The 18,158-nt window shown below is 59.4% G+C and carries 19 protein-coding genes and 1 pseudogene; 8 read left to right on the top strand and 12 right to left on the bottom strand.

Annotation, left to right across the window (positions count from 1 at the left end):
* The 4 genes and pseudogenes from HMPREF2993_RS13720 to HMPREF2993_RS13050 all read left to right on the top strand — a co-directional run.
* Positions 1-338, top strand: a pseudogene (locus HMPREF2993_RS13720) (transposase); the annotation flags it as partial.
* 448 nt (positions 339-786) lie between these two features.
* A complete protein-coding gene (locus tag HMPREF2993_RS13415; protein ID WP_141756300.1) occupies positions 787-1,518 on the top strand; it encodes a hypothetical protein in 732 nt (243 codons plus the stop codon).
* Positions 1,519-2,322: 804 nt separating this feature from the next.
* On the top strand, positions 2,323-3,261 hold the full coding sequence (locus HMPREF2993_RS13055) for a YcaO-like family protein (protein ID WP_083318702.1): 939 nt from the start codon (positions 2,323-2,325) through the stop codon (positions 3,259-3,261).
* 49 nt (positions 3,262-3,310) lie between these two features.
* Positions 3,311-4,951 carry an ATP-binding cassette domain-containing protein gene (locus tag HMPREF2993_RS13050; RefSeq protein WP_083318701.1) on the top strand — a complete coding sequence of 547 codons (1,641 nt, stop codon included), beginning with the start codon at positions 3,311-3,313 and terminating at the stop codon, positions 4,949-4,951.
* 6 nt (positions 4,952-4,957) lie between these two features.
* Here the strand turns inward: HMPREF2993_RS13050 and lepA are convergent, their stop codons facing one another.
* On the bottom strand, positions 4,958-6,805 hold the full coding sequence (lepA, locus tag HMPREF2993_RS04995; protein ID WP_070701367.1) for a translation elongation factor 4: 1,848 nt from the start codon (positions 6,803-6,805) through the stop codon (positions 4,958-4,960).
* Positions 6,806-6,823: 18 nt separating this feature from the next.
* Between lepA and HMPREF2993_RS04990 the strand changes: the two genes are divergently transcribed.
* The 4 genes from HMPREF2993_RS04990 (at position 6,824) to HMPREF2993_RS04975 (ending at position 9,708) form a co-directional block, all read left to right on the top strand.
* Complete coding sequence (locus HMPREF2993_RS04990) at positions 6,824-7,345, top strand: type II toxin-antitoxin system PemK/MazF family toxin (RefSeq protein ID WP_049156445.1); 522 nt, start codon at positions 6,824-6,826, stop codon at positions 7,343-7,345.
* A 118-nt stretch (positions 7,346-7,463) separates the two neighbouring features.
* The gene (gene rpsT, locus HMPREF2993_RS04985; protein WP_070519529.1) at positions 7,464-7,727 is read left to right on the top strand and encodes a 30S ribosomal protein S20; all 264 of its coding nucleotides are present in this window, start codon (positions 7,464-7,466) and stop codon (positions 7,725-7,727) included.
* Complete coding sequence (locus HMPREF2993_RS04980; protein ID WP_070701365.1) at positions 7,728-8,537, top strand: DNA adenine methylase; 810 nt, start codon at positions 7,728-7,730, stop codon at positions 8,535-8,537.
* Positions 8,530-9,708: a type II restriction enzyme gene (locus tag HMPREF2993_RS04975; RefSeq protein ID WP_246822360.1), complete on the top strand. Its 1,179-nt coding sequence runs from the start codon at positions 8,530-8,532 to the stop codon at positions 9,706-9,708. Before HMPREF2993_RS04980 ends, HMPREF2993_RS04975 begins: the two co-directional genes overlap by 8 nt.
* Here the strand turns inward: HMPREF2993_RS04975 and HMPREF2993_RS04970 are convergent.
* From HMPREF2993_RS04970 to HMPREF2993_RS04920, 11 genes are all read right to left on the bottom strand, one after another.
* Positions 9,705-10,346, bottom strand: a complete 642-nt coding sequence (locus HMPREF2993_RS04970) for a LysE family translocator (protein ID WP_070701354.1) — start codon at positions 10,344-10,346, stop codon at positions 9,705-9,707. The two genes, HMPREF2993_RS04975 and HMPREF2993_RS04970, sit on opposite strands and share 4 nt — an antisense overlap.
* A complete protein-coding gene (locus HMPREF2993_RS04965) occupies positions 10,343-10,711 on the bottom strand; it encodes an ankyrin repeat domain-containing protein (RefSeq protein WP_046648995.1) in 369 nt (122 codons plus the stop codon). Before HMPREF2993_RS04965 ends, HMPREF2993_RS04970 begins: the two co-directional genes overlap by 4 nt.
* Positions 10,712-10,722: 11 nt before the next feature.
* Positions 10,723-11,670 (bottom strand): DNA polymerase III subunit delta, encoded by a 948-nt coding sequence (gene holA, locus HMPREF2993_RS04960; protein WP_070701352.1) that lies wholly within the window; start codon positions 11,668-11,670, stop codon positions 10,723-10,725.
* Positions 11,667-12,917 (bottom strand): ComEC/Rec2 family competence protein, encoded by a 1,251-nt coding sequence (locus HMPREF2993_RS04955; protein ID WP_070517902.1) that lies wholly within the window; start codon positions 12,915-12,917, stop codon positions 11,667-11,669. Before HMPREF2993_RS04955 ends, holA begins: the two co-directional genes overlap by 4 nt.
* Positions 12,914-13,516 (bottom strand): ComEA family DNA-binding protein, encoded by a 603-nt coding sequence (locus HMPREF2993_RS04950; RefSeq protein WP_070517932.1) that lies wholly within the window; start codon positions 13,514-13,516, stop codon positions 12,914-12,916. The genes HMPREF2993_RS04955 and HMPREF2993_RS04950 overlap by 4 nt, the downstream gene beginning before the upstream one ends.
* Before the next feature lie 104 nt (positions 13,517-13,620).
* The gene (locus HMPREF2993_RS04945; RefSeq protein WP_046648993.1) at positions 13,621-14,409 is read right to left on the bottom strand and encodes a DegV family protein; all 789 of its coding nucleotides are present in this window, start codon (positions 14,407-14,409) and stop codon (positions 13,621-13,623) included.
* On the bottom strand, positions 14,409-15,107 hold the full coding sequence (locus HMPREF2993_RS04940) for a histidine phosphatase family protein (RefSeq protein ID WP_070509984.1): 699 nt from the start codon (positions 15,105-15,107) through the stop codon (positions 14,409-14,411). The genes HMPREF2993_RS04945 and HMPREF2993_RS04940 overlap by 1 nt, the downstream gene beginning before the upstream one ends.
* Positions 15,104-15,571 (bottom strand): ribosome silencing factor, encoded by a 468-nt coding sequence (rsfS, locus tag HMPREF2993_RS04935; RefSeq protein ID WP_046648992.1) that lies wholly within the window; start codon positions 15,569-15,571, stop codon positions 15,104-15,106. Before rsfS ends, HMPREF2993_RS04940 begins: the two co-directional genes overlap by 4 nt.
* Before the next feature lie 96 nt (positions 15,572-15,667).
* Entirely contained in the window at positions 15,668-16,285 is a 618-nt protein-coding gene (gene nadD, locus HMPREF2993_RS04930; protein ID WP_049156470.1) for a nicotinate-nucleotide adenylyltransferase, read from the bottom strand.
* Positions 16,278-17,126 carry a cutinase family protein gene (locus HMPREF2993_RS04925; protein WP_070701350.1) on the bottom strand — a complete coding sequence of 283 codons (849 nt, stop codon included), beginning with the start codon at positions 17,124-17,126 and terminating at the stop codon, positions 16,278-16,280. Before HMPREF2993_RS04925 ends, nadD begins: the two co-directional genes overlap by 8 nt.
* Before the next feature lie 10 nt (positions 17,127-17,136).
* Positions 17,137-18,042: a cutinase family protein gene (locus HMPREF2993_RS04920; protein WP_070701349.1), complete on the bottom strand. Its 906-nt coding sequence runs from the start codon at positions 18,040-18,042 to the stop codon at positions 17,137-17,139.
* Positions 18,043-18,158: the final 116 nt, after the last annotated feature.

Below are 18,158 nucleotides of genomic sequence, written 5' to 3'. Positions count from 1 at the left end.
CGCCGACGACAAATTCAACAAACCATTGGGGTATCCCAGACCAGCTCTGCGTAAGCAAAGACGGCGTTGTACGCGTGTGTGGTTTCGGTCTCTACATTGGTCTGAGGTTTAAAAACCGCAGACTCTACTCCACGATCACAGCCGAAAACGTTGCGGAGTTCTATACGGCCCATGACGGTGAATTCCTCTTCAGCGTGCCACTGCCGATCACGTTGAGCCACAGACCACCAGGTGGTCAGATCAACATCAACCTCGTTGAAGGAATGAAACACCGCCAACCACCACGGATGAACCCGAAACTATCCAAACCCCGGCCCAAACGCAGGCCACAACCATAAACCGCTAGAAGTGTCCAAGACCTCCATGGACTCCGTGCCCAAAAAAAGAGACCGGACTCCATACCCCAAGTCCTATGGACATAACAAAGAAACACTAGGGGGTAGACAATCAACAACTAATGAGTTATGGTCAACACACTTGCCCGATTGTCACCCAACTCACATTGGAAGGAACTTTTAATGCTCACCATAGACCTTGTCGAAGTGTGCTCAAAAGCTGACACCACTACTGAGTCCCCTGCGCTCTCCCAGTCTCCGGGAAATTGCGCCTCCTGCACAGGCTCCAATTCCCCAGGCCTGCCCTCAACCTCGTCAGCACCCACACCAACTGTTGACAAAGAGCTCGAAAGGCTCCTCGCCTAAATAGACATAAAATCTTCAGGCAGTCGGACTTACTTCCCCGTATTTCCGACCGCCTGTCCCGTTTTCGAACATCCAAAAGAGCGACATGCTTTTATCCACACCCTTTGAACTTCTCCAAGGCCCCACCCGGCAATATATTATCTCCCAATTCTCTATCAATAGAGTTGAAAAAGACCAAGCTTTACACTATGAACAAAGCCTCGAAGCGCTCAGGATCTCCCACAAAGACGTACTAAAAAGCACGGTAGAAGTGAATCTTGTATACATCGGGAATAAACTACCCGATGTTCCAAATATCTCGAACTTTATATCACTTTACTCCCCTAGCATGCAGTGGCCCCAAAGCAAAAACCGGCGAAAAGTCGTAGATTTTCTGATTTACGAGAAAGGTAATCCCCACCAGCTCACGGGCCGCGACAAAAATCGTCCTAATGTAACTTATTCCTTCGACCCACTCAAACGCTTTAGAAGTAGTATCAACTGGTTTCGGAGCGGGCGCCCATGTCCACTATGTTCCATTGCAATAGAAAGAAGTAGTGAACCAAAGGCAGAGGCTACCATTAAGAAAGCATTAAATTCAGCCAAGAATGATCCCCATAGGGGTAGCTCTAAAGAGCTAGAGGCAATCCAAACATTGAACATACTCAGTGCAATTACAGATGCAATAACACTTGGCCTGGCAATCAAGAATAATGATCCTCACGCAGCAGATACCCTTCGATACGCTGAGTTCCAAGATCTAACTAATGGGCTAGTACACACCGCTGTCCTCCCCACGGATCCAAAGTGTAATCATGAGGGATTCTATGGAAAATAAATACAGCAATGACGCAACAAGGTTACAGATTCGACGCTCTATACCGGCCATCGACCTCACTACCCTTAGGGCTGTACGAAGCCAACTATGTGCAGGAAATGCACTTACAATTGACAGTGGATTCGCAATTTCACCTCTAAGCGCGGCCTCCGCTAACCATTGGATCATGCGGCTTGGTGAGTTTGACTACGCACTGGACCTAGATAATTCCCAACCAATTGATCCCCCCGCAAAAGACATCCACTCTCGCCAACCAAGTCTCACTAACGCAGACCGACATATCAATATAGAAGCTCGCTCACTGGAGCAAAGTGACCTTCATGCTATTTTAAACAACTGTTTCCTAAAGCCCCTGACTTCCCCAGAGATGAGCCGTCCATATGCCAGTGCCGGCAGTTTATATCCAGTACAGGTATTCATACTCGCCAGGCAGGGACGACAATGGGAACGCTTCCACCTACTACCATTAGCTCGCCGCTTGGAGAACCTAGGCCCAGTCCCATTTACAGAAATATTTAACTACGTTGGATGTGATGGACCGGTAGCTCTAGAACAGGTCGACCTAGTACTGGGATTCGGAATAATTCCCGAAATCTCAATAGCAAAATATCGACTTCGCGGTTACAAGTTCTCACTCATTGAGATTGGAGAAATGATCCAAGAAGTAACCAGGAACGCTGGTTCTATGAACTTCTCTACCAGACCATATGGGTATTTTGACGAACTTTCTATAGCAAACCTATGGGGATTAAATCCTGATGATATCTGGATTGAGCAACTCCAACTCCTCGCTAAGGAAGACTCATGAAAAGCCTACAATTCCGGTATTCACCTCTCTCGGACGAATCCATCGCTATTGCAGACGTCACAAATCTAGCATCAGGAATCGGATTCGGGGAGCCACAGAGCGAGCTACGCGCTACGGCAGAAGCACTCGAACGATTCTGGCAGAAACGGGGGCCAAGCGATCACGCGAAAATCTACAGTCTTTCGAACGCTTTCAACGATGATAAATTGATGGTTTCAGAGCAAGCACAGAATGTAACAGATTCATCCGGAACAGCAATACATCGCAGCCTTGAAAAGGCCATTGAATCTGCATGTCTCGAATTTATCGAAAGACAATCGTTAATTGCCCACTGGAGATTCTCAACCCATGGAGTAGAACTATCCATGAACAATCCAGCTGAAAATGATCACCCTTCAGAAACCTGGCGGATTTACGAAATATCAATATTTGAAGGCGTATACGTTTGCCTAGCATTATTTAGCTCACCTGCGAAAAGCACTCAGTACTCTGCCGGCGCTGCTTCGGGATTCCATCTTCAAAGTACTGCAGAGAAGGCGCTGAGAGAATGCCGCCAAGCAATTCTATCTATGCAAGACAACTTGTTTAGACGATTGACGGGACGCCCATTAATGGACTGCATACAAGACGAGTATCTCAAGGCAAATAAACCAAATACATCCGAAGAATGGAGTAATTCAACCGCACTGCGGATTACAATTCCTTCACAGCTACGACGAACACCTAATAACGCTTTAGAGCTGCTAGCGAATACAACAAACCCGCCACTAATGCTAGTAGATAGTCTTTCCTATGACGGTTCGCCTTGGTACATAGCCCGGCTTCTAAGCAACGACTGGCCCTCGGGACTGCAGGACGATAGACCTGGTGCATTAAAAACTCTAAGCACCTACCTTGGAAACGAATTCAGACCCGGGCCGGTCCCCTTCGGATAAATTCATCTGACATCACGATAATCACGAGTCATTTAAAAATGGATCCCGAATGCAACTTATACGACAAGTCATTACACAATCTTGGAAACTATCGCCTTGGAACAACTTTTTAGTCCTCGTCTCCATTGTAATCTCGTCAATTTCTACAGTTATTGCCCCGTATGTTCTCGGTGGTGGAGTCAGCTCTCTCCTTAATAGTTCAAACAGGGAGGACTTCATTACAATTGGCCTACAGCTTTCTATACTCTATTCTCTGATTTGGTTTTTAGGAACATCCTCAAGATACATATTATTTCCAACGTATGGAACGATTGAGCAAAAGCTGCAGTCCGAGCGAATGGCCAGGTCTCTCACCGATAGCATCGATGCCAGCCCTAGCGCACGATCGCATGCTGATAATGGAGAGATCTCATTTGCCATTGATAGCGAGGCCTCCGCATATCGTGACACATTATCCAGCATCTACCTGTCTATATTGCCGGCAACCATTTCTTTAACCTCCGGCATTTTCCTAGTCGTTATTGCCAGCACTTGGTTAGAAGGAATAATCCTCACAGCAGCCATTGTGACCTATTGTGCGGTCAGCTACCGGCTAATCCAAAGCCACCAGAACGCCCAGACAAAGTTTTTCAAAGAGAGCATGCGCAGTTTCGGCGTCCTAGGGAATTCTTTGTCCCTCTGGAAAGAAGCGACAGTGTTTTCTACCCAAGCATTTTTGGAATCTCGCTATAGAAAGGATCGAAGTACTGTAGAACGCGCTGGAGTCTATTCCTATACCATGACGCGGCGGCTGTATGTTGCCCAAGGAATCGTTTTAGCAATAACGATTTGTGTTCTCATTATAGCCATTATCCTTCGAACAAGTAATGGAGATGCGCAGGCAATCGGATCAATTATCTCGTCTACAGGAATCGCCATTGCAGCCATTACGCCTCTTCAATCCGTCGGATTTGGAGTGTCCACACTCGCTGTTTCAGTTTCCCATGCGAGTGAAGCAAGCGAAAAGATTCGCCCAACGGGGATCGTCTCCGCAACAAGCCAAAACGTGGATTTGTGGAATGAACAAATACTGCGTTTGTCTGACATGGCAGCTTCGGCACACCAGCGACATGAGCAAAGACCAATCTGGGTTCTTGGCCCAAGCGGCTCAGGGAAAACGACGGTTTTGGAAGGGTTCCTAAATCTAAATGAATATTCATTACCCTTGCAACAAGAATCTCGTGAGATAAGGGAAAATTCAACGTATGCGTCTCAAAGCGCAAGCCTGTTAAACGCCAACGCCATAGACAACGTTGTTTTTGGCAGATCAATAGCCGTGTGCAAAGCTGACGAGTTACTCACAGCAATAGGACTACACGAGTTTTCTTCAACGGGCTGCAAGAAGAACTCCGATGTAGCGGGTGAAGACGGTGGGGCATCCGGTGGGGAAAAACAAAGAATCGCCTTGGCACGAGCATTGATCGCTAAGCCTGGGTCAATTGTGGTCCTCGATGAGCCAACCAGTAGCTTAGACAAGAATTCACGGGCATTGGTGTGGGGAATTATTGAAGATCTTGCACGCGAAAAAACGGTCATTGTTTCAACGCACGATGCCTCAGCACCTATTCGTCAAGACGATACGGTGCTTCAATTAACCAATGCCAATGAAGCACCTTTATCAAAGCCAAAAGAGCCTCCCAGTGAAGCTTAGTTTCTCTTACTCGCTATCCGTGGACAGTGCTGCCACGAAGGCCTCCTGCGGCACCGAAACGGAGCCGATGGACTTCATGCGCTTCTTACCGGCCTTCTGCTTCTCCAGCAGCTTGCGCTTACGGGAGATATCGCCGCCGTAGCACTTGGCCAGCACGTCCTTGCGCATCGCGCGGATGTTTTCACGCGCGATGATCTTCGAGCCAATCGCCGCCTGGACGGGAACCTCGAACTGCTGGCGTGGAATGAGCTCCTTGAGCTTCTTCGTCATCTTATTGCCGTACCACTGCGCGGAATCGCGGTGCACAATCGCGGAGAAGGCATCCACCGGATCACCGTTGAGCAGGATATCTACCTTCACCAAGTCCGCCAGCTGCTCGCCAGCCTCCTCATAGTTGAGGGAAGCATAGCCCTTGGTGCGGGACTTCAGCATGTCGAAGAAGTCGAAGATGATTTCGCCCAGCGGCATGGTGTAGCGCAGCTCCACGCGGTCCTCAGAGAGGTAGTCCATGCCGCCCATCTGGCCACGCTTGGACTGACACAGCTCCATCGTCGAACCGACGAACTCTTCCGGCACGATGATGGTCATCTTCACGATCGGCTCGTAGACCTCACGCAGCTTGCCACTGGGCCAGTCCGACGGATTGTGCACCATGGACTCCTCGCCATCCTCCGCCACCACGCGGTAGGTCACCGACGGTGCTGTGGAAATCAGGTCGAGGCCAAACTCGCGCTCCAGACGGTCGCGCGTGATTTCCATGTGCAGCAGGCCCAGGAAGCCACAGCGGAAGCCGAAACCGAGGGCGACGGAGGTCTCGGGTTCGAAGGTGAGGGAGGCGTCGTTAAGCTGCAGTTTCTCCAGCGCATCGCGCAAGTCCGGGAAGTCCGCCTGGGAGATGGGGAACAGGCCGGAGTAGACCATGGGGTTCGGGTCGGCATAGCCCTTAAGGGGCTCGCTCGCGCCATTCGACGCCCACGTAATCGTGTCACCCACCTTGGTCTCACGCACGTTCTTCACGCCCGTAATGAGGTAGCCCACCTCACCCGGGCCCAGCCCCTTACACTTCTGCATGGTGGGGCTGACGATGCCCACCTCGAGCAGCTCATGGTTGGTACCCGTGGCCATCATGGTGACCTTCTGGCGCGGGGTCAGTTTGCCATCCATCATGCGGATATAGGTCACCACGCCGCGGTAAGTGTCATAGACGGAGTCGAAGACCATGGCACGGGCCGGGGCATCCTCGCCGAACTCGGACGTCGGTGCCGGGATAAGCTCCGCCACCTTATCCAGCAGCTCCGGCACACCTTCGCCGGTCTTACCGGACACGCGCAACACCTCCTCCGGCTCGCAGCCGATGATGTGGGCAATCTCCAGGGCGTACTTCTCCGGGTCGGCCGCGGGCAGGTCGATCTTGTTCAGGACCGGGATGATCTCCAGGTCATTTTCCATGGCCAGGTAGAGGTTGGCCAGGGTCTGGGCTTCGATGCCCTGGGCGGCGTCAACAAGCAGGATGGCTCCCTCACACGCCTCCAGCGCGCGGGAGACCTCGTAGGTAAAGTCCACGTGGCCGGGAGTGTCGATCATCTGCATGACGATCTCCTCCCCCTTCATGGCACCAGATTGAGGAATCCAGGGCAGGCGCACGTTCTGCGCCTTAATGGTGATGCCGCGCTCGCGCTCGATATCCATGTTGTCGAGGTATTGGTCACGCATGTCGCGCTCCTCCACCACCTGCGACAACTGCAGGATGCGATCAGCCAGCGTCGACTTGCCGTGGTCGATGTGGGCGATAATGCAAAAGTTTCGGATCTTGGACGGATCCGTAAACGTAGTGGCCGCGAAGTTTGTAGACATGTGTTTAGAATAGACGACATGTCTAGGTTGGCACGCATTCTCGGTATCGGAGGCCCTGAGCCTGTCGACGTCGGTCTCGAGCGCATCACCGAAGGCTTGGGGTTGAACCAAAATGATTCCGTGACGGAACCGCGCAAAGCCGCCGACATTCGCGTCGAGTGTGCCGCCGCCCACCCGCGCAGCGTCTTCTTCACCCCCGACATGGACGGGCAGGCAGACTCCGGCGAGGTTGTCTGGGTGTGGGCACCCTCGGATGGCAAGCAGTCCCCGCCGCGCGAGCGGGCCGTGCTCATTGTCTCGCGCACGCGCACCACCGTGCTGGGTCTGCTCATCTCCCCCAACCCGGGCCACGCGAACAAAGAGGAATGGCTCGATATCGGCACCGGCGAATGGGACGAATCCGGCCGGCAGTGCTGGGTGCGGATGGACCGCGTGTTGGAAATCTCCGAGGAACAATGCCGCCGGCAGGGCACGCTCTTCCCGGAACGCCGCTTCGAGCGCATCGCCAACCGGCTGCGCTCGCGTTATCACTGGGCCTGATTTGGGGATTCGGTCCGAGCCCTGCTAGATTTTTTGGGATGCCGGGGCACGCTGGCGGTCAGGACCTTGGGTCCGCCTTCCTCGGTTGCACATTCCTACGACTCTAAGAGGTATAACGATGGCAAACATCAAGTCCAAGCAGAAGCGCATCCTGACCAACGAGAAGTCTCGTCAGCGCAACAAGTCCGTACGCTCCGCCGTGCGTACCGAGATCCGCAAGTTCCGTGAGGCCGTCGCCGCTGGTGACAAGGCTGCAGCCGAGAAGCAGCTGCGCGTTGCCTCCCGCGCACTGGACAAGTCCGTGTCTAAGGGCGTCTTCCACCGCAACACCGCGGCTAACAAGAAGTCCGGTATGGCCAACGCCTTCAACAAGATGGCCTAAATGAAACCGCTCCTGAAGTGGGTGGGGGGAAAGCGCCAACTGCTACCCATTATCCACTCCATGCTGCCCGAGAGCTTCGATACTTATGTCGAGCCTTTCTTGGGCGGCGGAGCGGTTCTTTTTTCTTTGGCGCCCGAACGCGCCCGGGTCAATGACCTGAACACCGAGCTCATCACCGTCTACGAGGTGGTCCGCGATAACGTGGACGAGCTCATCGCCCTGTTAAAGGGCTATCCGAATGATTCGGATTTCTTCTACGAGATGCGCGCCCGCGACCGCGAGCCGGGTTTTGCGCACTTGAGCCCCGTCGAGCGCGCTGCCCGCACGATTTACTTGAATAAGACCTGCTATAACGGGCTTTACCGGGTGAATAACGCCGGCCAATTCAACGCCCCGTTTGGCCGCTATGCCAACCCGAAGATCTGTGATGAGCCCAATCTGCGTGCGGTTTCGGAGTACCTGTCCTCCCACGACGTGACGTTTTATAACGGCGACTACGCCGCGGTGGAGGCCAACGAGGGGGATTTCGTTTACTTCGACCCGCCCTACGATCCGGTCAACCCCACGAGCAATTTCACCGGCTACCAATCGGGTGGTTTTGGCCGCGCGGACCAGATTCGGCTGAAGGAAACCTGCGACGACCTCAACGCCCGCGGGGTGAAGTTCCTGCTGTCGAATTCCGCGACGGACTTCATCAAGGAGCTGTACGCGGACTACCACATCGACATCGTGGGGGCCACGCGCGCGGTGAATTCCGTGGCCTCGAAGCGCGGAAAGGTCGATGAGGTGCTCGTGCGCAATTATGCTTAACGACGCCGCCTGGGACCTCGTCTACCCCCACATCGCCGCCGACATCGCGGACCAGGGCTTTGTGGTATTGCCCGCCGCGAAGCTGAAGGAGCTATCGGGCCGCGAGCCGCGGTTAATGGCCAAGCATGACTTTTCGGCGGCGCGCCCCGAGGTGTTTCGAAAGCACGGTTTGTCCATGCTGCCGATTCGCCGCGATGCCTACCTGATTGGCCGCTTTGACCTGTACCAGCCTTTCCCGGAGCAGGCCGGGCCGCTGAAGTCGATGCCAGTTCCGAGCCACATCCAGTCCATTGACTTCGAGAACCTGACCTCGGAGGCAGCGGCACTGACCGCGGCGAGCTTAAGCGGCATGCTCGAAGATTTCCTGGGCGGTAAGCTGGTGCCGACGGTCAGCGGGCGCATGTCGACGCTCACGCTGCCCATGCGTATCGGCGGGCGCGACGTGGTGGTGGACCGCGCCCAGATGGAGATCGATGCCGGCTTCGAATCCGCCGAACACCTCGTGCTCGTGGAGGCGAAGAACCACCTCTCCCCCGACTTCAACATCCGCCAGCTTTATTTCCCTTTCCGCCGCTTCTCGCTGGCTCTGGATAAAGAGGTGGTGCCGGTGTACCTGGTCTACTCCAACGGCATTTTCCATTTCTACCGCTACGCGTTTAGACAGCCGGAGGACTTCCGCAGCATCGAGCTCGTAAGCGCGGCGCGCTATGTTTTGGGCGAGTCTGGCGTGACCGACGCGACGGTGCGCGCGGTGCTGGCGCGCACGCAGGTCGAGGGCACGCGCGTTCCCTTTCCGCAGGCGGACTCCTTTGCAAGGGTCATCAGCTTGCTGGAGAACCCTGTGGATAAGGCGGCGATGCCCGAGGAATTTGGTTTTACCCCGCGCCAGGCTGATTATTACAGCAACGCCGCCCGCTACCTAGGTCTGGCCAAGCTCAGCGGCACGCGCGATGAACGCAATCTCACCCTCGTCGAGGCCCTGGCCTCCCGCCCGGTGTTCCGGGACATGGTACAGCACGTCGTGGCTACCCGCCGAGCGGTGAATAAAGAAGAAGCACTGGTCTTCATGCGCGCGGCCCACCTGGGCCTGGGCGAGACGACTGTGCGCCGCCGATCCGCCACGGTCGCGGCGTGGTCGCAGTGGCTCGCGGAGCTACTCGAGCAGGCCTAGGCGGCCTGGATGCCGGCCCACACCAGAGCGCAGCCAGCCACCACGAAGAAGGCTCCGGAGCCGATGTCGATCCACGGGCCCGCGGCCAAGAGTCGTCGGCGAATCGCGCGGGTGGAAATGACCGTCGAGAGGACCACGAAGAGCAGGTAGCTCGACAACGACAAGCTCAGCACCAGCGCCACTGATACCCACACCGGCGGGTGCGGCGGCAGAAGCGGGGCGACCATAGCGGCGAGGAAAAGCACGATCTTTGGGTTAGACAGGTTGGTGGCCAAACCCGTGCGGAAAACCTTGCTCACCGAGCCCAAGCGGGCGGCGGCTTCCTCCTCATCAACGGGCGGCTGCTTGCGCAGCTCCAGCCCGGAGCGAATGGAGAGCACGCCCATAAACACCAGGAAACAGCCACCGATCACCTGAATCAGCGAGAGGACGCCGGGGAAGGCGGTGAGCAGGGCGGCCGCACCGAACACGGTCAGCGTGCACCAGAACAGCACGCCGACCTGGATGCCCGTCGCCGCCGCAATGGCGTGGCGGCGCGAGCGCGTGGCATAGCGCGTGACCAGGACGATGTCCGGGCCGGGCGCTGCCGCACCGACGAGATTCATCAGGAGGATGGCCGCAAACGCGGACCAGCTCATGACAGGCGCTCGAGGAGGTCCTCGCGGCCGAACATGCGGGCCGAGTCGAGGGCGTTGGGCTGGCCGGCGGAGGGGTCGGCGCCGGCGTCGAGGAGGGCGTCGATCACCGCGTCTTCTTTCTTAAAAATCGCTCCGGCCAGCGGAGACTGTCCGCGATCGTTAAGGAGGTTGACGTCGGCTCCCGCCGCGGCGAGCTGGCGCACCAGCTCCGCATGACCGTGGTAGGCGGCAAGCATGATGAAGGACTGCCCGTCCTGGTTTACCATGTCCACGTTGACGCCCTGCTTGATGTACTCGAGCAGCGTGGCATCGCCGTTGCGGGCAAAGTCAAAAAGCTTGGTAGCAAAGTTCTGGATGTCATCCATGGAGGGTTAGTCTAGCGCGCCAGCTCCGCCACCCGTTTAACGGCCGCCTCGAGGGCGAAGTCCTCGTCCCCGCCCTGGCCCTTGACCGCGGCATCCAGCTCCGCCATGAGGATCACAGCCTTGGTGATATTCTCCCCCGACCAGCGCCGCGCCACCGGTTGGGTGAGTTTTACCGCGTAGGGCGCCATGCCGGTCTGGGAAGCCAGCGAGTACTGATCCCCGCGCGCGGAGTAGAGCCGCGCGATATTGCCCACCTTGTTAGCCAGCGCCGAGGCGATGGCCACGGGGCTCGCCCCTAACTGCAGCGCCCGACGGCACGTGGAGACCGCCGCCTCCACGCGGCCAGCCACAGCAGCATCCGCGATATCCCAATTGGCCACCTCAGCCACGCCCACGTAATACGCGTGCACCGCCTCGCGGGTTACCTTGCCACCTGTGTCGAAGACCAATTGCGAGATGGCGGAGGCGAGTTCACGGAGGTCGGAGCCGACGCCGTCGAGAAGCGCCTGCACCACATCCGGGGTCGGTCGCACCCCGTGCGAGGCGAACTCGCGGGTGGCCCACTGCGCGAGCTCGTTCGGGTAGAGGGAAAAGACCTCGTGCACCTCGGCCGTCTTGCGCAGCGCCGCGATGAGCTCCGGCGGCTTCTTCTTTTTCTTCAGCGTCTTCGCCGTCACCGAGTAGATCAAAATGAGCGTGATGCCGGGCATCGGGTTGGCGCAGGCGTCGAGGAGGATCGTCGTGACCTCCTTGCCGGCCCGCTCCACATCACTGATGACGATGACGCGGTCCTCCCCAAACAGGGAGGGGCTGGTCGCTTCCAGGATTTCGCCCTCGCTGACCTCGGAGGCCTTGAGCTTGGTTACCTCGCCGTGTTGGATACTCAGGCGGGCGCGCTCGGCCAGGAATTCGTCATCGCCGAGGATGAGGTGCACGGGGGCTGAAGACATGCCTGTCATCTTAGCAACGCCGCGATGATCCACCCGCCGAGCAGCAGCACCGCGATAGGGCCGGCGGCCACGGTGGTCACGGGCATCGAGGAGGCGACGAAGTGGATCCAATCCGCCAAGGGCTCAATGAGGATCACAAGCGGCCTGCCCAGCCCCACCTGCGCCAGGGCGGCGGCGATAAGCCCCACGACGGTGATGACCGGCACGACCGGAGCCACCAACACGTTGGCGATGACAGAGACCACCGAGACCCGCCCGGACATCAGCGCGATGAGCGGCATGGTCACGATATCCGCGGCGATGGCCACGGCGAAGGCGCGGGCGACAATACCTGTGCCCAGCACGCGCAACAGCAGCGGGGTCAGCGCCACGATGCCGGCGGTCGCCGCCACGGAGAGCGCGAACCCAAAGCTGACCGCTAGGTCGCTGTCCGCCGCGAGCAGGAACAGCACGCCGAGGGAGAGCGCATGGAGCGGTTCCATCTTCGAGGAGTGGAGCACCGCCACCAAACCGGCCAGCCCAGCGACGGTGGCGCGCTGGACGGAGGGCTCCCACCCCACCAGCGCCACGAATAACGCCAACGCGCTTGCCGACGCCCCCACCCTCGCCCGCGGCCCCGGCACCACCAACGCGGCCGCGGTGCACACGATGGCGACGTTAGAGCCGGACACAGCACTCAGATGCGACAGCCCGGTGTCGATGTAAAGCTGCTTGTCCTCGGGACTTTGCAGGCTGGTATCGCCCAGCACCATGCCGGGAATAAGGCCGTTATCGCACACGGCGCGGAAGTTCTCCGCCACCGCGGCGGTCCAGCTATGGGCGTGCGCGGTGAGTTCGCCGCTGAAGACGGTCTGCCCTACCCCTACCCGGTCAGACGGACCGGGGTGACCGTGCACCGTGACAAGGGAGCCGCTGAAGGCCTCCGGTTTTTCCTTGAGGAAGACCGGCAGCTGCGCCGGGTAGCCGGGCACGCGCAAGCGCACCATCCACCCGGAGGCGGTCTGGGTGGGGTCGGCGGCAAGTTTTCCCGTCACCTCCGAACCAAAATGAAAGCCCGCCGCGCGCACCGAGCGCACATGCGCAAGGGTGGCAAAGATGGCCCCACTTGCCGCGCACAAGATGCCCTGGCCACGCCACTGCCCGCGCGCTAAAGCGAAGAGCACGAGCCCACCCAGCAGCCAGGGGTAGCCGAAAAGTACTGCGAGCGTGGCCAACCATGCGACCACCGCGGCGGGTACGAGCCGCAGTTCCCTCACGGCCGAACCTTGTCCTTGAGCTTCGCGAACTTCGCCGGTCCGATGCCGGAGACGTCCATGAGTTGCTCCACGGTGGTAAAGCTCCCGACTTCCTCGCGGTGCGCGATGATCGCCGCAGCCGTGGCCGGCCCGACCCCGGGAAGCTCAGTGAGCTCCTCCACGGTGGCGGAGTTGAGGGAGATAGTGTCTTCGGCCGCAGCGCCTAGGGCAGCGGGAGGAGCGCCGACGGTGATCTGTTCGCCGTCGTTAAGCTTCTGCGCCAGGTTGAGGTTGTCGGTGGGCACGCGCGGGCGTGCCACCTCAAGGGCGTCGTTGATGCGCGCGCCCGGTGCCAAGGTCACCAGGCCCGGCTGCTCGACGTCGCCCACGACGGAGACCACGATGTCGGCCGCCACCTCGCTGCTCGGCGCGGCCACCTCATAAGGGTTCTCCGCGCTGCGGCTCAGCCCCAGCCAGGCGAGGAGCGCGACGCCGGCTAAACCTGCTACGACAAGCGCCAGCCAGGGTGGCACGCGCACGCGCGGAAAGTCGACGTTGAGCAGTTCTTCTTCCCCGGTGGGGCGGGTGAGGTCGCGGAGACGATCAGCAATGGCGTTCATGCCCGCGACGCTACGCAGCGCCCACACCCCCGTCGAGGGCTTAAGCCGCAGCCTGTGGATAACTTGTTGAAGACATCAACAACGTCTTTAGCTCGGCTCCGCCGTCAGCTAAAGACCGCGGAGACGCCGATGGCTCCGGGGCCGACGTGGACCGCGAGGACGTCGGTAAGCGGCACCAGCATGAAGGATGAATCCGGCAACGCCAAGCGCAGCAGGTCCTCCAGCCGGCGGGCCGAGACCTTGTCTTCGTTGTACTGGACCACGATGAACGCCGGCTTGCCCTCCGCGCGGGAGGCCACCAGATCCACGAGCTTGGTAAAGGCCTTGGTTTGGGTGCGGGTCTTGCCCACCATCTCCAGCTTGCCGCCCTCAATCGCCATGATTGGCTTGGTGGCTAGCAGCGCGGTCGACAGCATCGCCGTGGCCGCGGACATGCGCCCAGAACGGCGCAGCTCCTCCGTCGAGCTGAGATAGACCAAGGTGTGCCCGCGCTCGAGGGTGTTGATGGCGGCGGCATAGCACTCGTCGAGTGAGGCGCCTTCCTGGGCAAGCTTCGCTGCGGCCATGGCAGCGGCACCCATGACCATGCCCGCGGTGCCGGAATCGATGACGCGCACGGTGTCGGGGAAAACGCCGGAGGCAGTCACCGCCGCCGACCACGTCGAGGACAGTTCCTTCGACAGGTGGATGGCTAGCACCCCGTCATCGCCGGAGCGCTCCATCTGACGGCCGTATAAAGCGGCCAATTCGAGGGCAGTCAGACCCGAGGTGGACAGCTCCGCGCCATCCTTGCCGTGGCTTTCCATGACGTGCAGGTCCACGACGCAGATGTCGAGCTCCTCGACGATATCCGCCGGCAACCCCGCGGCGGAATCGGTGACGACGCGAATCACTAGACGTCCGCCCCGGCGCCACCAACAACGGCGCCGCCCATGTTCCAGCCGTCGAAGTACCACTGGGCGCGGCTGACGTTCTCCGGGGTGAATTCCAGCGGGGAGAGCGGACGAGCGGCGTCGAACTCAGGCCGCGCGGTCAGCTGCGACCAGTGAGTGTTCTTCAAACCGGAGAGAATCCCGTACTGGTGGTGCTCAAGGCCCAATAGGTGGCAGGTCAGCGCGGAAATGGCGCCGCCGTGCGCGACGACAAGCACCGCGCCTTCATCCCAGTCGAAGTGCTCCTGCATGAGCTCATCAATGACCGGGCGGGCTCGGTTGGCCACATCGACGCGGCTTTCGCCCTGCGGCGGCGCCCAGGTGGGGTCGTGGCGCCACAGCGCACGCGCCCCGGGGTACTGCTCATCCACCTCGGCGGAGGTCATCCCCTGCCACTCACCGAGGTGGGTTTCACGCAGGCGCTTATCGACGGTTACCGCAAGCCCCAAGTGACGGGCGATGATCTCAGCGGTTTCGCGGGCACGGATGAGGTCCGAGGCGACAACCGCGGTGATGCCTTTATCCTCGAGCAGGTCAGCGGCAGCGCGCGCTTGGGAGTACCCTACGTCCGACAGCTCGGTGTCCAGGTGCCCCTGCATCCGTCCGGTGGCGTTGTAGGTGGTTTGCCCGTGGCGGATGAGGAGGAGACGGCGGGTCATAATTCGTCATCTTCCGGCTCTGGCTGGGCCAGGGGAATCTCATCGATCGAGTCCACGTCGCGCGGGTTGACTTCATCAGACCACTCGCCGGGGCGTTCCGGGGTGTCCAGACCGGGGATGTCGAGAAGCGGGCAGTCGTGGTAGAGGCGATCCAGGCCGTAAAACTCGCGCTGATCGTTGCGCTGGACGTGGACCACGATGGGGCCGTAATCGAGCAAGACCCACCGGTTCTCACGATTGCCTTCGCGGCGCTTGGGCTCAAAGCCCTGCTTGGTCAGCTCGTCCTCGACTTCCTCGACGATGGACGCCACTTGGCGCTCGGTATCGGCGGAGGCCAAGACGAAGACCTCGGTAATCGCCAGCACGTCGGAAACGTCAATAGCGGCAATGTTGGTGGCCAGCTTTTCATCCGCAGCCAAGGCGGCGGTTTCCGCCATCTGGCGTGCTTCATCAGTAATCGACATGACAATCCCTACACAAGTACTTTTCTCTTAAGAACTCTAGTCTTACACGACAAGGCGCATTTTCCTAGTCGAATTCCCCCCGCCTCTGCGCGGATACTACAGCGGTTTTTCCGGGTGCGGGCTGTAGAGGTGATTCTTGGCGATGTATTGCACCACCCCATCCGGCACCAGGTACCACACCGGCTGGCCCTGCTCGGCGCGGGCGCGGCAATCGGTGGAGGAAATGGCCATGGCGGGAATCTCGATCAGCTCGATGTCGTCTTGGGAGCCCTCCGGCAACATGTCCTTGCGTAGCTCGTAGCCGGGGCGGGTCACGCCAACGAAGTGCGCCATCTCCAGCATCTCTTCCCAGTTCCGCCAGCTCATGATGGAAGCGACAGAATCCGCACCGGTAATGAAGTAGAGCTCGGCATCGGGGAAAAGCTCGCGCAAGTCCCGCAGCGTATCGATGGTGTAGGTGGGGCCCTCGCGGTCAATGTCTACGCGGGAGACGGTAAAGCGCGGGTTTGAAGCGGTGGCCACCATGGTCATCAGGTAGCGATGCTCGGCGGCGGTGACCTGCTTATCTGCCTTCTGCCAGGGCTGGCCGGTGGGCACAAAGACCACCGTATCGAGGCGGAAACGGTGGGCTACCTCGCTAGCAGCGACGAGGTGGCCGTTGTGGATCGGATCGAAGGTGCCACCCATGATGCCGATGCGTTGTGGACTAGTCATGGCTGGTGAGTATACCGGCCACAGCATCAATGACCTGCACGTCCTGCTCGGTAGGCTCCCCCAGGAAGTAGGAGGCATGGCGCTTGGCCTTCGTGGCTAACGCTCGGTTGGCGGCTTCCGGGGAGAAGTCGCAGACGAAGTCACCGTCCAAGCAATAATCGACGGAGCGGTGCTCCGGTAGCCCGGCGCGGTTCTGAACCCACGGCACCTGGTGGAGCGGATTGCCGAACGTCAGCACTGCATGCAGGCGCCCGGTATCAGCGAGGTAGCTTTGGGCGCTTGTCGCGACGAGCGCGCCCTGCGAGTAGCCGGCGGCCACCCAGCGCGGGTGGCAGCCGGTGGTGGATTCATAGTCTTCGACCACCTTCGGGGCGTTGCGGACACCGGTGCGCAGACTATCGGCGGCTCCCAGTGTCACCGAGTATGCCAACTCCCCGATGGGGTGCTCCTGGAGGATCTCCACGGTTCGCTGCACGAGTTCACGCGGGCCGAGGTCCTCACCCTCCTGCGCCAAGGGTGGCAGGTTCATGGCGGCGGGATAGGATTCCGGGTCGAGCGCTAGCACATAGACGCCATCCATAGCGCCCGGGTGGCGCTGCTCAACCTGGTGGAACAGCGCAGCAAAGTTACGTCCCTCAAAGCCCGTGGACTCTGGCGCATGCACGGAGTAGCGCTGCGGGCCCACGTATTCGCCTTGCTCCTCGTTCTGGTCCGAGCCGCGCGCGACAAGCACCGCGGTGTCGGGGCAGGTGTCGATACCGCCCGCCGAGGCCGCAGGAACGTTCAGGAGAAACGCTGCTGCGCCAAGCGCGGCACACATGCTAAGAGAAAGAGGCTTCACCCTTTCCTGTTTAGCGGAAACGAACGCTGTCTACCATGCGGCCGATGGAATCGTAGACCTGGTTATCCCACTCGTGGTAGGTGAAGAAGTACTGGCCGTGGGAGCCGCCAGTGGGCTTAGCGGCGTAGAGGGTATGGGCGGAGAGATCGCACACGGCATCGAGGGGCAGGCAGTAGTCCACACGGTTGACGTTGGCGCGCATCTGCGGGAAGTGGCCCATCGGGCCGCCCGCACCCTGGGTCGCACCGACAACGGCCGGATCCCCGGCGCGGGTCAGCGGGTTGCCAAAGGTCACGACACCGGCGAGCTGGCCGCGGTGGGCTAGCTCCAGCTCGTGGTTGGACAGGACCATAGCACCTTGGGAGTAGCCGGACAGGATGTACTGCGGGTGGCAGCCGGTAGCGGCCTCATAGTTGTTGATGGCGCTGGTCACGCCGCGCTTGCCGGTCTGTACGGAGTACATGAACTGGTTGATGGCGGAGACCGCGGTGTTGATGACCGGGTTGGCGTACTGTGCGGCTAGGCGCACCAAGTCGGCCGCGGTGGTGGGAAGCGACTCGTTCGGCACGGAATACTCCGGGTACGTCGCCGGGTAGTATTGCGGCTCCAGCCCCAGCACGTAGACATCCTTCATCAGCGAGTTGCCACCGTGTGTTGCCTGATAGCGCGCTTCAGCGCCGTGCAGCATGGCGCGGATGGATTCGCCTTCCCACCCATTGGAGGCTCGGCCACCCTGGTTGGAGTACTGCGTGGGATAGATCTGGCCGTTCTGGCCGGAGCCGCGCGCGGCGACGACGACCACGGCGGGGCACTGTTCGTCGGCATGCGCGGCGGGTGCAGATACGGTGTTCGGGACGATGAGGGCGGCCGCGGCCACGACGGCGGCGGCGACGGAGGAAGCAATGCGGGACAGCATGAGAGGAAGGCACCAATCAGTTCTTTGTTATTACCGCGCTTTAGAGTACCCAGTCCTGTCCCGCCGCGCAGCACGAACCCCACACAAGGCGAACAATCTACTCGAAAAGTTTTCGA

This window comes from Corynebacterium sp. HMSC068G04 (genome assembly GCF_001814885.1).
GTDB classification, from domain to species: domain Bacteria; phylum Actinomycetota; class Actinomycetes; order Mycobacteriales; family Mycobacteriaceae; genus Corynebacterium; species Corynebacterium hiratae.
The sequence above is the reverse complement of the archived record's forward strand: the minus strand, read 5'-3'. Positions and strand labels throughout refer to the sequence as shown.

Coding starts and splice junctions, on each gene's coding strand:
- rsfS (WP_046648992.1), bottom strand. CDS start 15,571: ATGTCGATTACTGATGAAGCACGCCAGATGGCGGAAACCGCCGCCTTG.
- HMPREF2993_RS04990 (WP_049156445.1), top strand. CDS start 6,824: ATGTCTAGGTTGGCACGCATTCTCGGTATCGGAGGCCCTGAGCCTGTC.
- holA (WP_070701352.1), bottom strand. CDS start 11,670: ATGACAGGCATGTCTTCAGCCCCCGTGCACCTCATCCTCGGCGATGAC.
- HMPREF2993_RS04980 (WP_070701365.1), top strand. CDS start 7,728: ATGAAACCGCTCCTGAAGTGGGTGGGGGGAAAGCGCCAACTGCTACCC.
- HMPREF2993_RS13050 (WP_083318701.1), top strand. CDS start 3,311: ATGCAACTTATACGACAAGTCATTACACAATCTTGGAAACTATCGCCT.
- HMPREF2993_RS04920 (WP_070701349.1), bottom strand. CDS start 18,042: ATGCTGTCCCGCATTGCTTCCTCCGTCGCCGCCGCCGTCGTGGCCGCG.
- HMPREF2993_RS04975 (WP_246822360.1), top strand. CDS start 8,530: ATGCTTAACGACGCCGCCTGGGACCTCGTCTACCCCCACATCGCCGCC.
- HMPREF2993_RS04970 (WP_070701354.1), bottom strand. CDS start 10,346: ATGAGCTGGTCCGCGTTTGCGGCCATCCTCCTGATGAATCTCGTCGGT.
- HMPREF2993_RS04950 (WP_070517932.1), bottom strand. CDS start 13,516: ATGAACGCCATTGCTGATCGTCTCCGCGACCTCACCCGCCCCACCGGG.
- HMPREF2993_RS04940 (WP_070509984.1), bottom strand. CDS start 15,107: ATGACCCGCCGTCTCCTCCTCATCCGCCACGGGCAAACCACCTACAAC.
- rpsT (WP_070519529.1), top strand. CDS start 7,464: ATGGCAAACATCAAGTCCAAGCAGAAGCGCATCCTGACCAACGAGAAG.
- HMPREF2993_RS13055 (WP_083318702.1), top strand. CDS start 2,323: ATGAAAAGCCTACAATTCCGGTATTCACCTCTCTCGGACGAATCCATC.
- nadD (WP_049156470.1), bottom strand. CDS start 16,285: ATGACTAGTCCACAACGCATCGGCATCATGGGTGGCACCTTCGATCCG.
- HMPREF2993_RS13415 (WP_141756300.1), top strand. CDS start 787: ATGCTTTTATCCACACCCTTTGAACTTCTCCAAGGCCCCACCCGGCAA.
- HMPREF2993_RS04965 (WP_046648995.1), bottom strand. CDS start 10,711: ATGGATGACATCCAGAACTTTGCTACCAAGCTTTTTGACTTTGCCCGC.
- lepA (WP_070701367.1), bottom strand. CDS start 6,805: ATGTCTACAAACTTCGCGGCCACTACGTTTACGGATCCGTCCAAGATC.